The sequence below is a fragment of the Hydrogenophaga sp. GW101-3F08 genome (genome assembly GCF_059424585.1).
Genome location: NZ_JBWKZP010000006.1, coordinates 1 through 15723, shown reverse-complemented (window position 1 = coordinate 15723; position 15723 = coordinate 1). Strand labels below are relative to the sequence as shown.

Annotated in this window: 12 protein-coding genes; 11 read left to right on the top strand and 1 reads right to left on the bottom strand. The window is 64.8% G+C overall.

The genetic code is table 11. The features are described 5' to 3' along the window. Positions 1 to 66: 66 nt before the first annotated feature. Complete coding sequence (ugpB, locus tag AC07YZ_RS15720) at positions 67 to 1377, bottom strand: sn-glycerol-3-phosphate ABC transporter substrate-binding protein UgpB (RefSeq protein WP_226491857.1); 1311 nt, start codon at positions 1375 to 1377, stop codon at positions 67 to 69. Positions 1378 to 1552: 175 nt separating this feature from the next. Between ugpB and AC07YZ_RS15715 the strand changes: the two genes are divergently transcribed. The 11 genes from AC07YZ_RS15715 to AC07YZ_RS15665 form a co-directional block, all read left to right on the top strand. Further along, positions 1553 to 5458 carry a DUF3683 domain-containing protein gene (locus AC07YZ_RS15715; protein ID WP_494795416.1) on the top strand — a complete coding sequence of 1302 codons (3906 nt, stop codon included), beginning with the start codon at positions 1553 to 1555 and terminating at the stop codon, positions 5456 to 5458. Positions 5459 to 5484: 26 nt separating this feature from the next. Beyond that, positions 5485 to 5898: a gamma-butyrobetaine hydroxylase family protein gene (locus tag AC07YZ_RS15710; RefSeq protein ID WP_226491859.1), complete on the top strand. Its 414-nt coding sequence runs from the start codon at positions 5485 to 5487 to the stop codon at positions 5896 to 5898. A gap of 17 nt (positions 5899 to 5915) precedes the next feature. After that, complete coding sequence (ubiE, locus tag AC07YZ_RS15705; protein ID WP_494795415.1) at positions 5916 to 6647, top strand: bifunctional demethylmenaquinone methyltransferase/2-methoxy-6-polyprenyl-1,4-benzoquinol methylase UbiE; 732 nt, start codon at positions 5916 to 5918, stop codon at positions 6645 to 6647. 35 nt (positions 6648 to 6682) lie between these two features. Beyond that, on the top strand, positions 6683 to 7660 hold the full coding sequence (locus AC07YZ_RS15700; RefSeq protein WP_226491861.1) for a Tim44 domain-containing protein: 978 nt from the start codon (positions 6683 to 6685) through the stop codon (positions 7658 to 7660). A 106-nt stretch (positions 7661 to 7766) separates the two neighbouring features. Further along, a complete protein-coding gene (locus AC07YZ_RS15695) occupies positions 7767 to 8366 on the top strand; it encodes a ubiquinone biosynthesis accessory factor UbiJ (RefSeq protein ID WP_226491862.1) in 600 nt (199 codons plus the stop codon). Then, a complete protein-coding gene (ubiB, locus tag AC07YZ_RS15690) occupies positions 8363 to 9928 on the top strand; it encodes a ubiquinone biosynthesis regulatory protein kinase UbiB (RefSeq protein WP_226491863.1) in 1566 nt (521 codons plus the stop codon). Before AC07YZ_RS15695 ends, ubiB begins: the two co-directional genes overlap by 4 nt. Positions 9929 to 10113: 185 nt before the next feature. After that, positions 10114 to 10467: an FmdB family zinc ribbon protein gene (locus tag AC07YZ_RS15685; RefSeq protein WP_494795414.1), complete on the top strand. Its 354-nt coding sequence runs from the start codon at positions 10114 to 10116 to the stop codon at positions 10465 to 10467. A 13-nt stretch (positions 10468 to 10480) separates the two neighbouring features. Further along, positions 10481 to 11161, top strand: coding sequence for a DUF502 domain-containing protein (locus AC07YZ_RS15680; protein ID WP_068176579.1), 681 nt, complete (start codon positions 10481 to 10483; stop codon positions 11159 to 11161). Between the two features lie 51 nt (positions 11162 to 11212). Continuing rightward, the gene (aspS, locus tag AC07YZ_RS15675; RefSeq protein ID WP_226491865.1) at positions 11213 to 13015 is read left to right on the top strand and encodes an aspartate--tRNA ligase; all 1803 of its coding nucleotides are present in this window, start codon (positions 11213 to 11215) and stop codon (positions 13013 to 13015) included. A 62-nt stretch (positions 13016 to 13077) separates the two neighbouring features. Further along, positions 13078 to 13536, top strand: a complete 459-nt coding sequence (nudB, locus tag AC07YZ_RS15670) for a dihydroneopterin triphosphate diphosphatase (RefSeq protein ID WP_494795413.1) — start codon at positions 13078 to 13080, stop codon at positions 13534 to 13536. Positions 13537 to 13789: 253 nt separating this feature from the next. Next, on the top strand, positions 13790 to 15723 hold a 1934-nt coding region (locus AC07YZ_RS15665; RefSeq protein ID WP_494795412.1), incomplete at its 3' end, for a DUF4347 domain-containing protein.

The window sequence follows — 15723 nt, the reverse complement described above, 5'->3', positions numbered from 1 at the left end:
CCAGGTAACTGGGCGAGGGAGGCGAGAAGACGAAGACAAGAGCGGCCGAGACCTCCCGGATCGAACTCAGTTGGCTTTCTCGAAGCGTTCCAGTTGTTCGTTGCCGCGGCTGACGATGGCGTCCAGGGCTTCCTTGGCCGACTTCTTGCCAGCCCAGACCTGCTCCAGTTCTTCATCCTCGATGGCGCGCACCTGGATGAAGTTGCCCAGGCGGATGCCGCGCGACTTGTCCGTGGTCTTGCGGATCATCTGGTTGACGGCGACGTCGGTCCCGGGATTCTGCTTGTAGAAACCCGACTGCTCGGACAGCGCGAACGACGCCAGGGTGATGGGCAGGTAACCCGTGCGCTGGTGGCTCTTGGCCTGGATCTCGGCATTCGTCAGGTAGTTGAAGAAGGTCGCCACGCCCTTGTATTCCGCAGGCTTCTTGCCGCCCATCACCCACAGCGACGCGCCGCCAATTACGGTGTTTTGCGGTGCACCGGCCACGTCCGGGTAGTAGGGCAGGGGCGCGATGCCGAAGTCGAACTTGGCGTTCTTCTTGATGCTCGCGTAGGTCGACGACGAGGCCGTGGCCATCGCACATTCGCCGGAGTAGAAAGACGCGTCGGCCTTGTTGCCGCGGCCACGGTAGACGAACAGGCCCTGCTTGGCCATGTTGGAGAGGTTCTCGACGTGGCGCACATGCAGCGGGCTGTTCACGGTCAGGCGGGCGCTGGTGCCGCCAAAGCCGTTGCCCTTGGAGGCGAACTCGGTGTTGTGCCAGGTGGAGAAGCTCTCCAGCTGGGTCCAGCCCTGCCAGCTGGTTGTGAAGGGGCAGCTCACGCCCGAAGCCTTGAGCTTGGCGGCGGCGAGTACCACCTCCGGCCAGGTCTTGGGCGGCTGGTTGGGGTCCAGCCCAGCCTTCTTGAAAAGGTCCTTGTTGTAGTTGAAGACGGTGGTCGAGCTGTTGAACGGGAAGCTCAGCATCTGGCCGTTGGGAGCCGTGTAGTAGCCCACCACGGCCGGGATATAGGCCTTGGGGTCAAACTTGTAGCCCGCGTCGGTGAGCACCTTGCCCACAGGCACCACAGCGCCCTTGGCGGCCATCATCGTGGCGGTGCCCACTTCAAACACCTGCAGGATGTGCGGCGCATTGCCCGCGCGGAAGGCCGCCACGGCGGCCGGCATGGTTTCGTCGTAGGTGCCCTTGTAGGTGGGCACGACCTTGTATTCCTTCTGGCTGGCGTTGAAGCCATTGGCGAGGTCAATCACCCAGTCGTTGAGGCCGCCGGTCATGGAATGCCACCACTGGATTTCGGTCTGTGCGTGGGCCGGACCGCTCATAAGGGTGGCGAGGGCCAGCAGGCCGGAGAGAGGAATGAATCGCTTGTGCATCAAGTGCTCCTTTTGGGACGTACAGAAGGCCGCAGGGTATCGGTCCCGTGTGACAAAACCATTGCACATGCGTTTCCAGAGCATGACAACAGGGGTTTCCACGAGGAGGGTGGGTGTTTGTTGCGCTGCGGTACCATCTAAGGTTCTGTACTGTCATGCTGGCGACTGCCACACAATGAACGCTCCCACGCCGCTTTCGCTCCTCGTTACCGCCGCCGACGACGCGCCACGCCTGCGCGAGATTCCGTACAACTACACCTCCTTTTCGGACCGGGAAATCGTGCTGCGGTTGTTGGGCGAGCGGGCCTGGGGACTGCTGGACGAGTTGCGCACCGAGCGCCGCACCGGGCGTTCCGCGCGCATGCTGTACGAGGTGCTGGGCGACATCTGGGTGGTGCAGCGCAACCCCTATCTGCAGGACGATCTGCTGGACAACCCCAAGCGCCGCGCCGCGCTGGTGGATGCCTTGCACCACCGCCTGGGCGAGGTGCAGAAGCGGCGCACACCACAGGACGATGCCGCGCGCGACACCCTGGTGGCCGAACTGCTCACCGCCGCCCGGGCCGCGGTCGACAGCTTCGCCCGTTCGTTCGAGGACATGGCCGCCTTGCGTCAGCGCGCCACCAAGGCGTTGCGCCGGCTGACGGCCAAGGACAACATCAAGTTCGACGGTCTTTCGCGTGTCTCGCATGTGACCGATGCGACCGACTGGCGCGTGGAATACCCGTTTGTGGTGCTGACCCCCGACACCGAGGCCGAGATGGCCGAACTGGTGCGCGGCTGCTTCGAACTCGGCCTGACCATCGTGCCGCGCGGCGGCGGTACCGGCTACACCGGTGGCGCGATCCCGCTGACCTGGAAGAGCGCGGTGATCAACACCGAAAAGCTCGAAGCCATGACCGAGGTGGAGTTCGTGGCGGTGCCTGGCCACGCCGAACCGCTGCCCACGATCTGGACCGAAGCGGGCGTGGTGACCCAGCGTGTGGCCGACGCGGCCGAGCGCGCCGGCCATGTGTTCGCGGTGGACCCGACCTCGGCCGAAGCCTCGTGCGTGGGCGGCAACATCGCCATGAACGCCGGCGGCAAAAAGGCTGTGCTCTGGGGCACGGCGCTGGACAACCTGGTGAGCTGGCGCATGGTGACGCCGCAGGCGCAGTGGCTCGAAGTCACGCGCCTGGACCACAACCGCGGCAAGATCCACGACGCCGAAGTGGCCACCTTCGAGCTCAAATACTTCGAGGCCAACGGCAAGACGCCGGTGCGCACCGAACAGCTGGTGATCCCCGGCTCGACCTTCCGCAAGGAAGGCCTGGGCAAGGACGTGACCGACAAGTTCCTCGCCGGCCTGCCGGGCATCCAGAAAGAAGGCTGCGATGGCCTGATCACCAGCGCGCGCTGGCTGGTGCACCGCATGCCCGAGCACGTGCGCACCGTGTGCCTGGAGTTCTTCGGCAACCCCAAGGACTGCGTGCCGTCCATCGTGGACATCAAGGACTTCATGTTCGCCGAGATGAAGCGTCCCGGCGGCGCCATTTTGGCGGGTCTGGAACACCTGGACGACCGCTACCTGAAGGCCGTGGGCTACGCCACCAAGAGCAAGCGTGGCACCTTGCCCAAGATGGTGCTGGTGGGCGACATCGTGGGCGACGACGCCGACGCCGTGGCCCGCGCCACCAGCGAGGTGATCCGCCTGGCCAACGGCCGCAGCGGTGAAGGCTTTGTGGCCATCAGCGCCGAAGCGCGCAAGAAGTTCTGGCTCGACCGCAAGCGCACCGCGGCCATCAGCAAACACACCAACGCCTTCAAGGTGAACGAAGACGTGGTGATTCCGCTGCCGCGCATGGGTGAGTACACCGAGGGCATCGAGCGCATCAACATCGAGCTCTCGCTGCGCAACAAGCTCAAGCTGTGCGAAGCGCTGGAGGCCTTCTTCACCCGCGGCCAATTGCCGCTGGGCAAGACCGACGACGCCAACGACATCCCCAGCGCCGAGCTGCTGGAAGACCGCGTGCAGCAGGCGCTGGCGCTGGTGCGCGAAGTGCGCTCGCTCTGGGCCGGCTGGCTGCGCGACGTGGACACGCTGTTTCCGCGACTGCAGGACCATTCGTTGCGCGCGAGCTGGAAGACGCAGATCCGCGCGCCCTTGCAGGGCATCTTCACCGGTGCGGCGTTCGGCCCGATCCTGGCCGAATGCACGGCGATCCACCAACGCGTGCTCAAGGGCCGGGTCTGGGTGGCGCTGCACATGCACGCGGGTGATGGCAACGTGCACACCAACATTCCGGTCAACAGCGATGACTACGAGATGCTGCAGACCGCGCACGAAGCGGTGGGCCGCATCATGGTGCTGGCGCGCAGCTTGGACGGCGTGATCTCGGGCGAACACGGCATCGGCATCACCAAGCTGGAGTTTTTGACCGACGACGAGCTGCGCCCCTTCGCCGAGTACAAGGCCAAGGTGGACCCGGAAGGCCGCTTCAACAAGGGCAAGCTGATTCGCGACCTGTCGGGCGTGAAGGGCCTCGCCGCCGACACCAGCCTGCGCAGCGCCGACCTTTCCAACGCCTACACCCCCAGCTTCGGCCTGATGGGCCACGAGTCGCTGATCATGCAGCAGAGCGACATTGGCGCCATCGCCGATTCGGTCAAGGACTGCCTGCGCTGCGGCAAGTGCAAGCCCGTGTGTGCCACGCATGTGCCGCGCGCCAACCTGCTCTACAGCCCGCGCAACAAGATCCTGGCCACCTCGCTGCTGGTCGAGGCCTTCCTGTACGAAGAGCAGACGCGCCGCGGCATCAGCATCAAACACTGGGAAGAGTTTGAAGACGTGGCCGACCACTGCACGGTCTGCCACAAATGCCTCTCGCCGTGCCCGGTGAAGATCGACTTCGGCGACGTGACCATGAACATGCGCAACCTGTTGCGCAAGATGGGGCAGAAGAGCTTCCGCCCGGGCAACGCCGCGGCCATGTTCTTCCTGAACGCGACCAACCCCGAGACCATCAAGTTCATGCGCTCGGCCATGGTGGGTGTGGGCTTCAAGGCCCAGCGCCTGGCCAACAACGTGTTGAAGCTCGCCGCGCGCAAGCAGACCAGCGCGCCGCCGGCCACGCTCGGCCCGGCGCCGGTCAAAGAGCAGGTGATCCACTTCATCAACAAGAAGATGCCGGGCGGCCTGCCGAAGAAGACCGCGCGCGCCTTGCTGGACATCGAGGACAAGGACTACGTGCCCATCATCCGCAACCCGGTGGGCACCACGGCCGAGACCGAAGCGGTGTTCTATTTCCCGGGCTGCGGCTCCGAGCGCCTGTTCAGCCAAGTGGGGCTGGCCACGCAGGCCATGCTCTGGCACGCGGGCGTGCAGACCGTGCTGCCACCGGGCTATTTGTGCTGTGGTTACCCGCAGCGCGGCTCGGGCCAGTTCGACAAGGCCGAAAAAATCATCACCGACAACCGGGTGCTGTTCCACCGCGTGGCCAACACGCTGAACTACCTGGACATCAAGACCGTGGTGGTGAGCTGCGGCACCTGCTACGACCAGTTGCAGGGTTACGAGTTCGAGAAGATCTTCCCTGGCTGCCGCATCATCGACATCCACGAATACCTGCTCGAGAAGGGCATCACGCTGCCGGCCGCGAATGGACAGGGTGGGGGCGGTTACCTGTACCACGACCCCTGCCACACGCCCATGAAGCTGCAGGACCCGATGAAGACCGTCAAGGGCCTGATGGGCGACAACGTGGTTGAAAGCAAACGCTGCTGCGGCGAGAGCGGCACGCTGGGCGTGACGCGGCCCGACATCTCGACCCAGATCCGCTTCCGCAAGGAAGAAGAGATCCAGAAGGGCGAAGCCGCGCTGCGCGCCGCCGGCACCGTGGGTGCCAAGGACAACATCAAGATGCTGACCTCCTGCCCGAGCTGCCTGCAGGGCCTCAGTCGCTACACCGACGACCTGAACAACGGCCTGCTGGAGGCCGACTACATCGTGGTCGAGATGGCCAACCAGATTCTGGGCAAGGACTGGCTGCCCGACTATGTGGCCCAGGCCAACCAGGGCGGCATCGAACGCGTGCTGGTCTGAACATCGCCAACCAACCGGAGACAGCCATGGCAGGACTCGACAAGAACACCCCGACCCCGCAGGACATCACGGTGCACAGCCAGTCCCGCGTGCTCGAGATCGGCTTTTCCGACGGCAGCCAGTTCCGCATTCCCTTCGAGCTGATGCGGGTGTATTCCCCGTCGGCCGAGGTGCAGGGCCACGGCCCGGGCCAGGAGGTGCTGCAGACCGGCAAACGCGAGGTGGGCATCGTGGCGCTGGAGCCGGTGGGCAACTACGCGGTGCAACCCACCTTTTCCGATGGTCACGACAGCGGCATCTTTTCCTGGGATTACCTGTATTTCCTGGGGGTGAAGCAGGACGAGCTCTGGGCCGACTACAACGCCCGCCTGCAGGCGGCCGGCGTGGACCGCGATGCCCCGATGCCCGAGAAGGCCGGGCACGCCTGCGGCAGCCACTGAGCGGACAAGAGGACACCATGGCAACCACACATTTCGGATTCAAGTCGGTCGACGAAACTGAAAAAGCGCAGCGCGTGCGCAGCGTGTTCGACTCGGTGGCCCCCAAGTACGACGTGATGAACGATCTCATGTCGGCCGGCCTGCACCGCGTCTGGAAACGCTACACGCTCACCGTGGCCAACCCCCAGCCGGGCGATCAGGTGCTCGACATCGCTGGCGGCACGGGCGACCTGTCGCTGGCGTTCGCCAAAAAGGTAGGCCCCACGGGGCGCGTGGTGCACACCGACATCAACGAGGCGATGTTGAGCGAGGGGCGCAACCGCCTGCTCGACCTGGGGGTGGTGTTGCCCACGCTGGTGTGCGACGCCGAGCAATTGCCGTTTGCCAGCAATTCCTTTGATTTCGTGTCGGTGGCGTTTGGTCTGCGCAACATGACGCACAAGGAACTTGCGCTGGCCGAGATGCATCGCACCTTGAAGCCGGGCGGCAAGTTGCTGGTGCTGGAGTTTTCCCGGGTGGCCAAGCCGCTGGAAAAGGCCTATGACTGGTATTCGTTCAACATCCTGCCCAAACTGGGCAAGCTGGTGGCCAACGATGAGGAGAGCTACCGCTACCTTGCCGAGTCCATCCGCATGCACCCGGGGCAAGAAGAGTTGCGACAGATGATGAAGACGGCGGGGTTCGGGCACGTGGACGTGCACAACCTGAGCGCCGGTGTGGTGGCCCTGCACATGGGCATCAAGTGTTGATTCGGTGTTTTAGACGTCAATAAAGGGACAGGACAATGAGCAGGTTGTGGGCGATTCTTCTGGTGTGCGCCATGGTGATCGGGGCGCAGGACGCCTCGGCCAAACGCATGGGCGGCGGTTTGTCGTTTGGCAAACAGTCGGGCAATGTGACGCAGCGCAGCACCGCACCCACGAGCACCCCGCAGCAGGCACCGGCTCAGAACGCCACCACCCGTCCGGCCACCAGTCCGGCCGCGGCCACGACGCCCAAGCGCCCCTGGGGGGCCATGCTGGGGGGGCTGGCGGCGGGTCTCGGCCTGGCCTGGCTGGCATCCTCCCTGGGCCTGGGCGAAGGCTTCGCCCAGGTGCTGTTGCTGGTCCTGGTGGTGGGGCTGGGGATTGCCGTGGTCCGCCTGTTCATGCGCCGCCATGCGCCGGCGGCTTCCGCCTCGGGCATGGCCTACCAGGTGGCTGGGGGGGGATCGGGGCAGGCCACCACCCCACGTGGTTACAGCCCGAAAAACGTGGGCAATGACGCTTCGGCCCGGCCCTGGGAGCGCCATTCCGCTCCGGCCGATGTCGGCTCGCCGGCTTCCAACGGTGGCTCCATGATCGGATCGGCCCTTGCCGGCTCGCAGTCCTGGGGTGTGCCGGCCGGGTTTGACGCCGAGGGTTTCCTCAAGGCTTCCAAGGCCAACTTCATCAGCCTGCAGGACGCCTGGGACCGTTCGGACATCCCCAGCCTGCGCGCCATGATGACCGACGGCATGCTGGAGCAGATCAAGGGCCAGCTCGCCGAGCGCGAGCGCGCCGGTGGCAGCGTCGTGAACAAGACCGAAGTGGTCATGCTCGACGCCCAGTTGCTGGGCATCGAGGAGCTGGACGACGAATACATGGCCAGCGTGGAGTTCTCCGGCCTGATTCGCGAAGACGTCTCCGCCGGCCCCAACCCCTTCCGGGAGGTCTGGAACATCACCCGGCCCAAGAGCGGTCCGGGCGGCTGGCTGGTGGCCGGGGTGCAGGCCCTTCAATAACGGGGCCGTGGCGGGAGAGGCCCGCGTTATCCGTCAAAATCGGGGGGTCATGAAAAATGCACCCCCCGTTTTTTCGTCCGGCCCCGCCTCGGGCAGCCGATCTCCCATGGGCTTTCTGCAATCCCTGCTGGGCAGCATCCGTCCTCCCGACTGGGTGGTCGATGAGCTGCAGAACCGGCTGGTGCTGTTCCTCAACCATGTGTTGATGCAGGAGCCGCAGGCTCAGGAGCGCCTCAAGCGCCAGAAGGGCAAACCGGTGCGCATGCAATGGGGCGACTTCCACCTCACGATCGCGGCCACGCCCGCCGGCCTGCTGGAACGCCCGGCTGCCGATGCGCAGGCCGAGCTCACGGTGACCCTGACCCAGACCTCGCCATTTGCGCTGGCGCAGAGTGTGATAGCGGGCGACAAGCCGGGCGTGGACATCCAGGGCGACGTGCAGCTCGCCGCTGAAGTGGCCTGGCTGGTGGACAACGTGCGCTGGGACGTGGAAGAAGACCTCTCGCGGGTGGTGGGTGATGCCACCGCGCACACGATCAGCCGCTTCGCACGCGCCGCGTCGCAGGCGGTCAAGGCCTTTGTGGCGCGTTGGCCTGTGGGCTTCCCGCCCCGATCGTCCTCGGCGCAAACGCCAGCGGTGCCGTCCACGGCGGCGCCATCGGCCGGCGGCGGCAACCCCCCGGGTGGTGGCGGAAACCAGGCATGACGCGCCTGTTTCGCGGCGCCTTCATCGTCTGGGTGGTCTTGCGCTACGGGCTCGATGAGCTCGTGTTGTCCAGCTTCCGGCACCCTGGCCTGCGTCTGCTGACGCGCCTGGTCTCCATCGGCCGCAATCTGAACGCGCCGCCCGGTCAGCGTCTGCGAGAGGCGCTGGAGCGCCTGGGCCCCATCTTCGTCAAGTTCGGTCAGGTGCTCTCCACGCGGCGCGATCTGCTGCCGCCCGACATTGCCGACGAACTGGCCCGCCTGCAGGACCGCGTGCCGCCTTTTCCCAGCGCGGTGGCGGTCGCGGCCATCGAGCGCGCGTTCGGCAAGCCGCTGGACGCGGTGTTCACACACTTCGAGCAGGCGCCGGTGGCCAGCGCGTCCATCGCCCAGGTGCACTTCGCCACGCTGCGGGACGGCCGTCACGGTGGCCGCGAGGTGGCGGTGAAGGTGCTGCGCCCGAACATGTTGGCGGTGATCGAAAAAGACCTCAGCCTGATGCGCATGATGGCGGGCTGGGTCGAGAAGCTGTCGGCCGACGGCAAACGCCTGAAGCCCCGCGAAGTGGTGGCCGAGTTCGACAAGTACCTGCACGACGAGCTGGACCTGTTGCGCGAAGCCTCCAACGCGGCCCAGTTGCGCCGCAACATGCAGGGGCTGGACCTGGTGCTGATCCCCGAAATGCTCTGGGACTACTGCCACACCGACGTGATGGTGATGGAGCGCATGCACGGCCTGCCGATCAACAAGGTGGACGAGCTGCGCCGCCGGGGTGTGGACATCCCGAAGCTGGCGCGCGACGGCGTCACGATCTTTTTCACCCAGGTGTTTCGCGACGGCTTTTTCCATGCCGACATGCACCCGGGCAATATCCAGGTCAGTGTCGATCCGGCCACCTTCGGGCGCTACATCTCGCTCGACTTTGGCATCGTCGGCACGCTGACCGAGTTCGACAAGGAATACCTGGCGCAGAACTTCACGGCCTTCTTCCGGCGCGACTACAAACGGGTGGCCGAGCTGCACATCGAAAGTGGCTGGGTGCCCCCAGAAACCCGGGTGGACGAGCTCGAATCCGCGATCCGTGCGGTCTGCGAACCGTATTTTGACCGCCCGTTGAAGGAGATTTCGCTGGGCATGGTGCTGATGCGGCTGTTCCAGACCTCGCGGCGCTTCCATGTGGAGATCCAGCCGCAGCTGGTGCTGCTGCAGAAGACCCTGCTCAACATCGAAGGTCTGGGCCGCGACCTGGACCCGGAGCTGGATCTGTGGAACACCGCCAAGCCCTTCCTTGAAAAGTGGATGATTGAGCAGGTCGGCCCGAAAAAGCTGCTGGAGCAGCTCAAGGCCGAGGCGCCGCATTACGCCAAGCTGCTGCCCGCCTTGCCCCGCCTGGTGCACGACTTCCTGCAGCACCGCCCGCACGAGCTGCGGCGCGAACTCGACACCTTGCTGACCGAGCAGCGCCGCACCAACCGGCTGCTGCAGGCGATCATGTGGGGCGGCATCGGTTTCCTGATCGGCCTGATCGTGATGCAGGTGCTGCTGCGCGTGCGGCTCTGGTAGGGCCGGCCGGTGGTCGGCGGGCGCCGGTTCCGCCCGGGGCTTGCGCCTGGGAGAACAGCCCCCAATTTATAATGACGGGTTTTGTTCATTAACCCCTGCGGGCCAGCACCCGCCGGGTCGGGCCCGATACCCGCCGGCGATACGACCATTGCCGGTCCGGGCCCGGTTTTCCAACAGGTTCCGCCATGCCGATTTATGCCTACAAGTGCGCGTCCTGCGGCCATGCCAAGGACGTGTTGCAGAAGATGTCCGACGATCCGTTGAGCGTCTGCCCGGCCTGTGGCCAGGCCAGCTTCCAGAAACAGCTCACCGCGGCCGGTTTCCAACTCAAGGGTTCGGGCTGGTACGTGACCGACTTCCGGGGGGGCAACGGTGGAACGACCGCGCCCGCGGTGGCCGGTACCGAAAACGGCGCCGGTGCGGCCGATGGCGCCGCCAAACCCGCCAGCGAGTCCACCGCCAGCCCTGCAGCGGCCAGCCCGGCGGCACCGGCCGCGGCGGTGCCAGTGGCCAGTTCGTCCCCGACGACCTCCACCTGAAACCCCGCGCGCCATGTTGTCCCTGCGCAAATGGCTCCTGGCCGGCCTGCTGGTCCTGGTGCCCCTGATCATCACCCTGTGGGTGCTGGACTGGGTCGTCAGCACGCTCGACCAGACCCTGCACATCCTGCCCGCCTCCTGGCAGCCCGACCAGTGGCTGGGCTTTCACATCCCCGGTCTGGGCGTGATCTTCGCCGTGGTGGTGGTGCTCTCCATTGGCGCGCTGGCCTCGAACATCATCGGCAACCGGCTCATCAACTGGTGGCATGCGCTGCTGCACCGCATTCCGGTGGTGCGCTCCATCTACTCGGGTGTGAAGCAGATTTCCGACACCCTGTTTTCCGAAAAGGGCAATGCCTTTCGCAAGGCGCTGCTGGTGCAGTGGCCGCACGAGGGCATGTGGACCATCGCCTTCCTGACCGGCACGCCGGCTGGCGATGTGCTGCGCCAGTTGCAGAGCCAGCCCGGTGGCGCCACCGGAAGCGATGAGTTCCACAGTGTGTTCGTGCCCACCACGCCCAACCCGACCGGCGGCTACTTCGTGATGGTGCGCAAGAGCGCCTGCGTGGAGCTGCAGATGAGCGTGGACGAAGCCCTGACCTACATCGTGTCCATGGGGGTGATCGTGCCCGGTGGTCCGAGAAACGCCCAGTTCAAGGCGGCCACCCCGGGTGCCACCCCGAACCCCACCTGATGTTTTCCCGCCGTCGACGACGGCGAAATTGTTGTTGAAAGAAGTACCGACATGGCCATGCGTTCCCACTATTGCGGTCTGGTGACCGAAGCCCTGCTGGGCCAGACCGTGCAGCTGTGCGGCTGGGTCAACCGCCGCCGCGACCACGGTGGCGTGATCTTCATCGACCTGCGCGACCGCGAAGGTTCTGTGCAGGTGGTCTGTGACCCCGACCGCGCCGAGATGTTCAAGACCGCCGAAGACGTGCGCAACGAGTTCTGCGTGCAGGTGACTGGTCTGGTGCGCGCGCGCCCCGAGGGCACGACCAACGACAACCTGAAAAGCGGCAAGATCGAAATCCTGTGCCACGAGCTCAAGGTGCTCAATGCCTCGGTCACGCCGCCGTTCCAGCTCGACGACGACAACCTGAGCGAAACCACGCGCCTCACGCACCGCGTGCTCGATCTGCGCCGCCCCTACATGCAGAACAACCTGATGCTGCGCTACCGCGTGGCCATGGAAGTGCGCAAGTTCCTGGACGCCAACGGGTTCATCGACATCGAAACGCCGATGCTGACCAAGAGCACGCCCGAAGGCGCGCGCGACTACCTCGTGCCCAGCCGCGTGCACGACGGCCATTTCTTTGCGCTGCCGCAGTCGCCCCAGCTGTTCAAACAGCTGCTGATGGTGGCCGGCTTCGACCGCTACTACCAGATCACCAAGTGCTTCCGCGACGAGGACCTGCGCGCCGACCGCCAGCCCGAGTTCACGCAGATCGATATCGAAACCTCGTTCCTGACCGAGGAAGACATCCGCGACATGTTCCAGGGCATGATCAAGACGGTGTTCCAGAACACGCTGGGTGTGGATCTGGGCGAGTTCCCGGTCATGGCCTACAGCGAAGCCATGCACCGCTTTGGCTCCGACAAGCCCGACCTGCGCGTCAAGCTCGAATTCACCGAGCTCACCGACGTGATGGCCGATGTGGACTTCAAGGTCTTCAGCGCTCCGGCCACGATGAAGAACGGCCGTGTGGTCGCCCTGTGCGTGCGTGGCGGTGCCGAGATCAGCCGCAGCGAGATCGACGCCTACACCGAGTTCGTCAAGATCTACGGCGCCAAGGGCCTGGCCTGGATCAAGGTCAACGAAGTGGCCAAGGGCCGCGACGGCCTGCAGAGCCCGATCGTGAAGAACCTGCACGACGCGGCCGTGGCCGAAATCCTCAAGCGCACCGGCGCGCAGGACGGCGACATCATCTTCTTTGGTGCCGACAAGGCCAAGGTGGTGAACGACGCCATCGGCGCGCTGCGCCTGAAGATCGGCCACAGCGCCCTGGGCAAGAAAAACGGCCTGTTCGAAGACCGCTGGGCGCCGATGTGGGTGGTGGACTTCCCGATGTTCGAGCACGACGAAGAGGCCGACCGCTGGACCGCCGTGCACCACCCGTTCACCGCTCCGAAGGATGGCCACGAGGATTGGATGGTCACCGCGCCAGAGAAGTGCATCGCCAAGGGCTACGACATGGTGCTCAACGGCTGGGAAATTGGTGGTGGCTCGGTGCGTATCCACACCGCCGCGGTGCAGCAGAAGGTGTTCGACGCGCTCAAGATCACACCCGAAGAAGCCCAGCTGAAGTTCGGCTTCCTGCTGGACGCGCTGCAGTACGGTGCGCCCCCGCACGGCGGCCTGGCCTTCGGCCTGGACCGCATCGTCACGCTGATGACCGGTGCCGAGTCGATCCGCGACGTGATCGCCTTCCCCAAGACCCAGCGTGCCCAGTGTCTGCTGACGCAGGCGCCCAGCCTTGTGGACGAGAAGCAGCTGCGCGAGTTGCACATCCGCCTGCGCAACGTGGACCTGGCCAAGACCGCCTGATCGCGGAGGAGGCCGCAGAATGAGGGCGCTGGTTCAGCGCCCTTTTTTTATGCCAAGCCGCCATGGTTGAAGCCCGTTTTTTCAAGATTCCGCAGTCCGTGCTGGTGGTGATCCACACCCCGGCGTTGGAGGTTTTGTTGATCGAACGCGCCGACGCGCCGGGGTTCTGGCAGTCGGTGACCGGTTCCAAGGACGCGCTGGACGAGCCGTTCGAGGCCACGGCCGTGCGGGAGGTGCGGGAAGAAACCGGTCTGGATGCGTGTGCGCCGGGCCACGCGCTCACCGACTGGGCGCTGGAGAACGTCTATGAGATCTACCCGCAGTGGCTGCACCGCTACGCGCCGGGGGTGACGCACAACACCGAGCACCTGTTCGGCCTGTGCATTCCGCGGCCGGTGCCGGTGTTGTTGAACCCGCGTGAGCACCGGGCCCAAGTCTGGTTGCCCTGGATCGAAGCGGCTGACCGTTGTTTTTCCGCATCAAATGCCGAGGCCATTTCCTGGCTGGAATGCTTTCGTTGACACCAGATGAAACCTGAACCAGGGGCATTCCTGTGAGGCAGGATGCGCTACAGGCTTGAGTTGTTTAGGCCTCAAAAACACAACAAACAGGGCGATCACTGGTAGAAAATCACGAAAAAACGGTTGTATTTCCTGATTTGCCGAACTCCAGATGTTGTAGTGCGTTTCTTTTTTGATAGGCTCGCCAATAGAACTTTGGTTACACCTTGTAAATGTAGCGAGAGTTACATGGTGCAACTGTTTGTAGGCGAGCATGAACAAAACTTACAAGTCGATCTGGAACGAAACCCTCGGAACCTATGTGGCCGCTGCGGAAACCGCAGCCGCCACCGGACGCAAGACCTCCCCGGGACGCAAAGCCCGGCGGGTGCCGGCCAGAGCCCATGCGGGGCAGCTGGCGCTGGAGCAGCGCATCGTGTTCGACGCGGCCTTGCCCGCGACCCTGGTTGAGACGCAAAGCGAGTCCAGCGCAGGTCAGAGCGACCCCTTGTATGAGGATCTGGACCAGCTCGAAGCCGATGACACAGCGCCAGAACCCGTCGTGGTGTCCGAAGAGCAGGGTGTTGATGAGGCGGCCCCCTTGCCCGAGGTGGAGGCTGCGACCGCGCCTGTGTCCGGGACCGATGAGACCGAGGCCGCTGCAGACGAGGCGGATGCCGACACGGGCGAAACCGAAACCGCCACCGAGGTGGAGGGCGCTTCTGTCGAAGCCGACGATTCGGCCGATGCCGGGTCGGACGACCCCACGCAGGCCGAGCCTTCAGACGATGGGGTGGAGACCGCGGCCGGCGAGACCGAAATGGTCGAGGCGGTTGAGACCGAGCGCACGGAGGTCATTTTTGTGGATCCGGCGGCCGGGGACATCACGGAATACCTGGACACGCACCCTGGCGAGGTCCATGTGCTCGACCCGGATCGTGACGGTGTTGAGCAGATCGCCGAGATTCTGGATGGCCGTACCGGCATCGACGCCATCCACATCGTCAGCCACGGGAGCGATGGGCAGGTTTTTCTGGGGTCCAGCACGCTGAACACGGACACCCTCTCGAACAACTACGGCGATGAAATGGATGTGATCGCCGCGGCCCTGAGCGAAGACGCGGACATCCTGATCTACGGTTGTGACGTGGCGTCCACGGAGGCCGGCGTTGAGCTGATGCAGGGCTTGTCCGACGCGACTGGTGCCGATGTGGCCGCTTCCACCGATGCGACCGGGGCGACCGAGATGGGGGGCGATTGGGTGCTCGAGGCCCAGGACGGCCAGATCGAGACGGAGGCCCTGGACATTGGCGCCTGGCAGGGCTTGCTTGGCACGACGATCTCCATCACGGGCAGCAACGTCACAAGCACCGGCTCGGGTTTTACGGTGACGGCCTACAACCTCGACGGCACGCCGGGAACGGTTGCCGTGCTGACGGGGACGCCCCCAGGATTCGGGGTGGCTGGTGCTCAAGTCAATGGGGACCCAGGGGAGATCGGTGAGCAGGGCGGACTCGCTGAACGTCTGGAAATCAGTTTCGACGGGCAGGTGACCAGCGCGGATGTCTGGCTTGCCTGGCAGAACTCCACCGAATCTGCGGTGGTGAATCTGTACCAGGGTGGGACTTTGGTTGGAACCTGGACGCGGGGCGTAGGCGCAGGCAACGACGCAACAGAAGGACCGTTCACGATGGACGCTGGAGGGGTTCCGTTTGACCGAATGGTCTTCACGGTGCCCACCAACAACGCCGGCGTCGCTGACGACTACCTGGTCAACCGGGTTGACTTCGTCCTCATGCGTCCGCCCGAAGCGCAGAACGACGCCTTCACGACGGGGGAAGACACGGCCGTCAACGGTAACCTGTTTGCCAACAACGGCAATGGAACTGACAGCGACCCCGATGGTGACAGCTTCACGGTGACGGCCAACACCGATCCGGCCAACGGCACAGTGGTGGTCAATGCCAACGGCGGCTTCACCTACACGCCCAACGTCAACTTCAACGGCACGGACAGCTTTACCTACACCATCACCGATGCCGACGGCGGCACCAGCACCGCCACGGTGTCGATCACGGTCAACCCAGCGAACGACCCGCCGGTGGCCGTCGATGACGCGATCACCGTTGCCGAAGACACGCCGTTCACCTCGGTGGTGGATCTGGACGCCAACGACACCGACCTGGACGGCGACAGCCTGACGGTGGT

Coding starts and splice junctions, on each gene's coding strand:
- ugpB (WP_226491857.1), bottom strand. CDS start 1,377: ATGCACAAGCGATTCATTCCTCTCTCCGGCCTGCTGGCCCTCGCCACC.
- AC07YZ_RS15715 (WP_494795416.1), top strand. CDS start 1,553: ATGAACGCTCCCACGCCGCTTTCGCTCCTCGTTACCGCCGCCGACGAC.
- AC07YZ_RS15710 (WP_226491859.1), top strand. CDS start 5,485: ATGGCAGGACTCGACAAGAACACCCCGACCCCGCAGGACATCACGGTG.
- ubiE (WP_494795415.1), top strand. CDS start 5,916: ATGGCAACCACACATTTCGGATTCAAGTCGGTCGACGAAACTGAAAAA.
- AC07YZ_RS15700 (WP_226491861.1), top strand. CDS start 6,683: ATGAGCAGGTTGTGGGCGATTCTTCTGGTGTGCGCCATGGTGATCGGG.
- AC07YZ_RS15695 (WP_226491862.1), top strand. CDS start 7,767: ATGGGCTTTCTGCAATCCCTGCTGGGCAGCATCCGTCCTCCCGACTGG.
- ubiB (WP_226491863.1), top strand. CDS start 8,363: ATGACGCGCCTGTTTCGCGGCGCCTTCATCGTCTGGGTGGTCTTGCGC.
- AC07YZ_RS15685 (WP_494795414.1), top strand. CDS start 10,114: ATGCCGATTTATGCCTACAAGTGCGCGTCCTGCGGCCATGCCAAGGAC.
- AC07YZ_RS15680 (WP_068176579.1), top strand. CDS start 10,481: ATGTTGTCCCTGCGCAAATGGCTCCTGGCCGGCCTGCTGGTCCTGGTG.
- aspS (WP_226491865.1), top strand. CDS start 11,213: ATGGCCATGCGTTCCCACTATTGCGGTCTGGTGACCGAAGCCCTGCTG.
- nudB (WP_494795413.1), top strand. CDS start 13,078: ATGGTTGAAGCCCGTTTTTTCAAGATTCCGCAGTCCGTGCTGGTGGTG.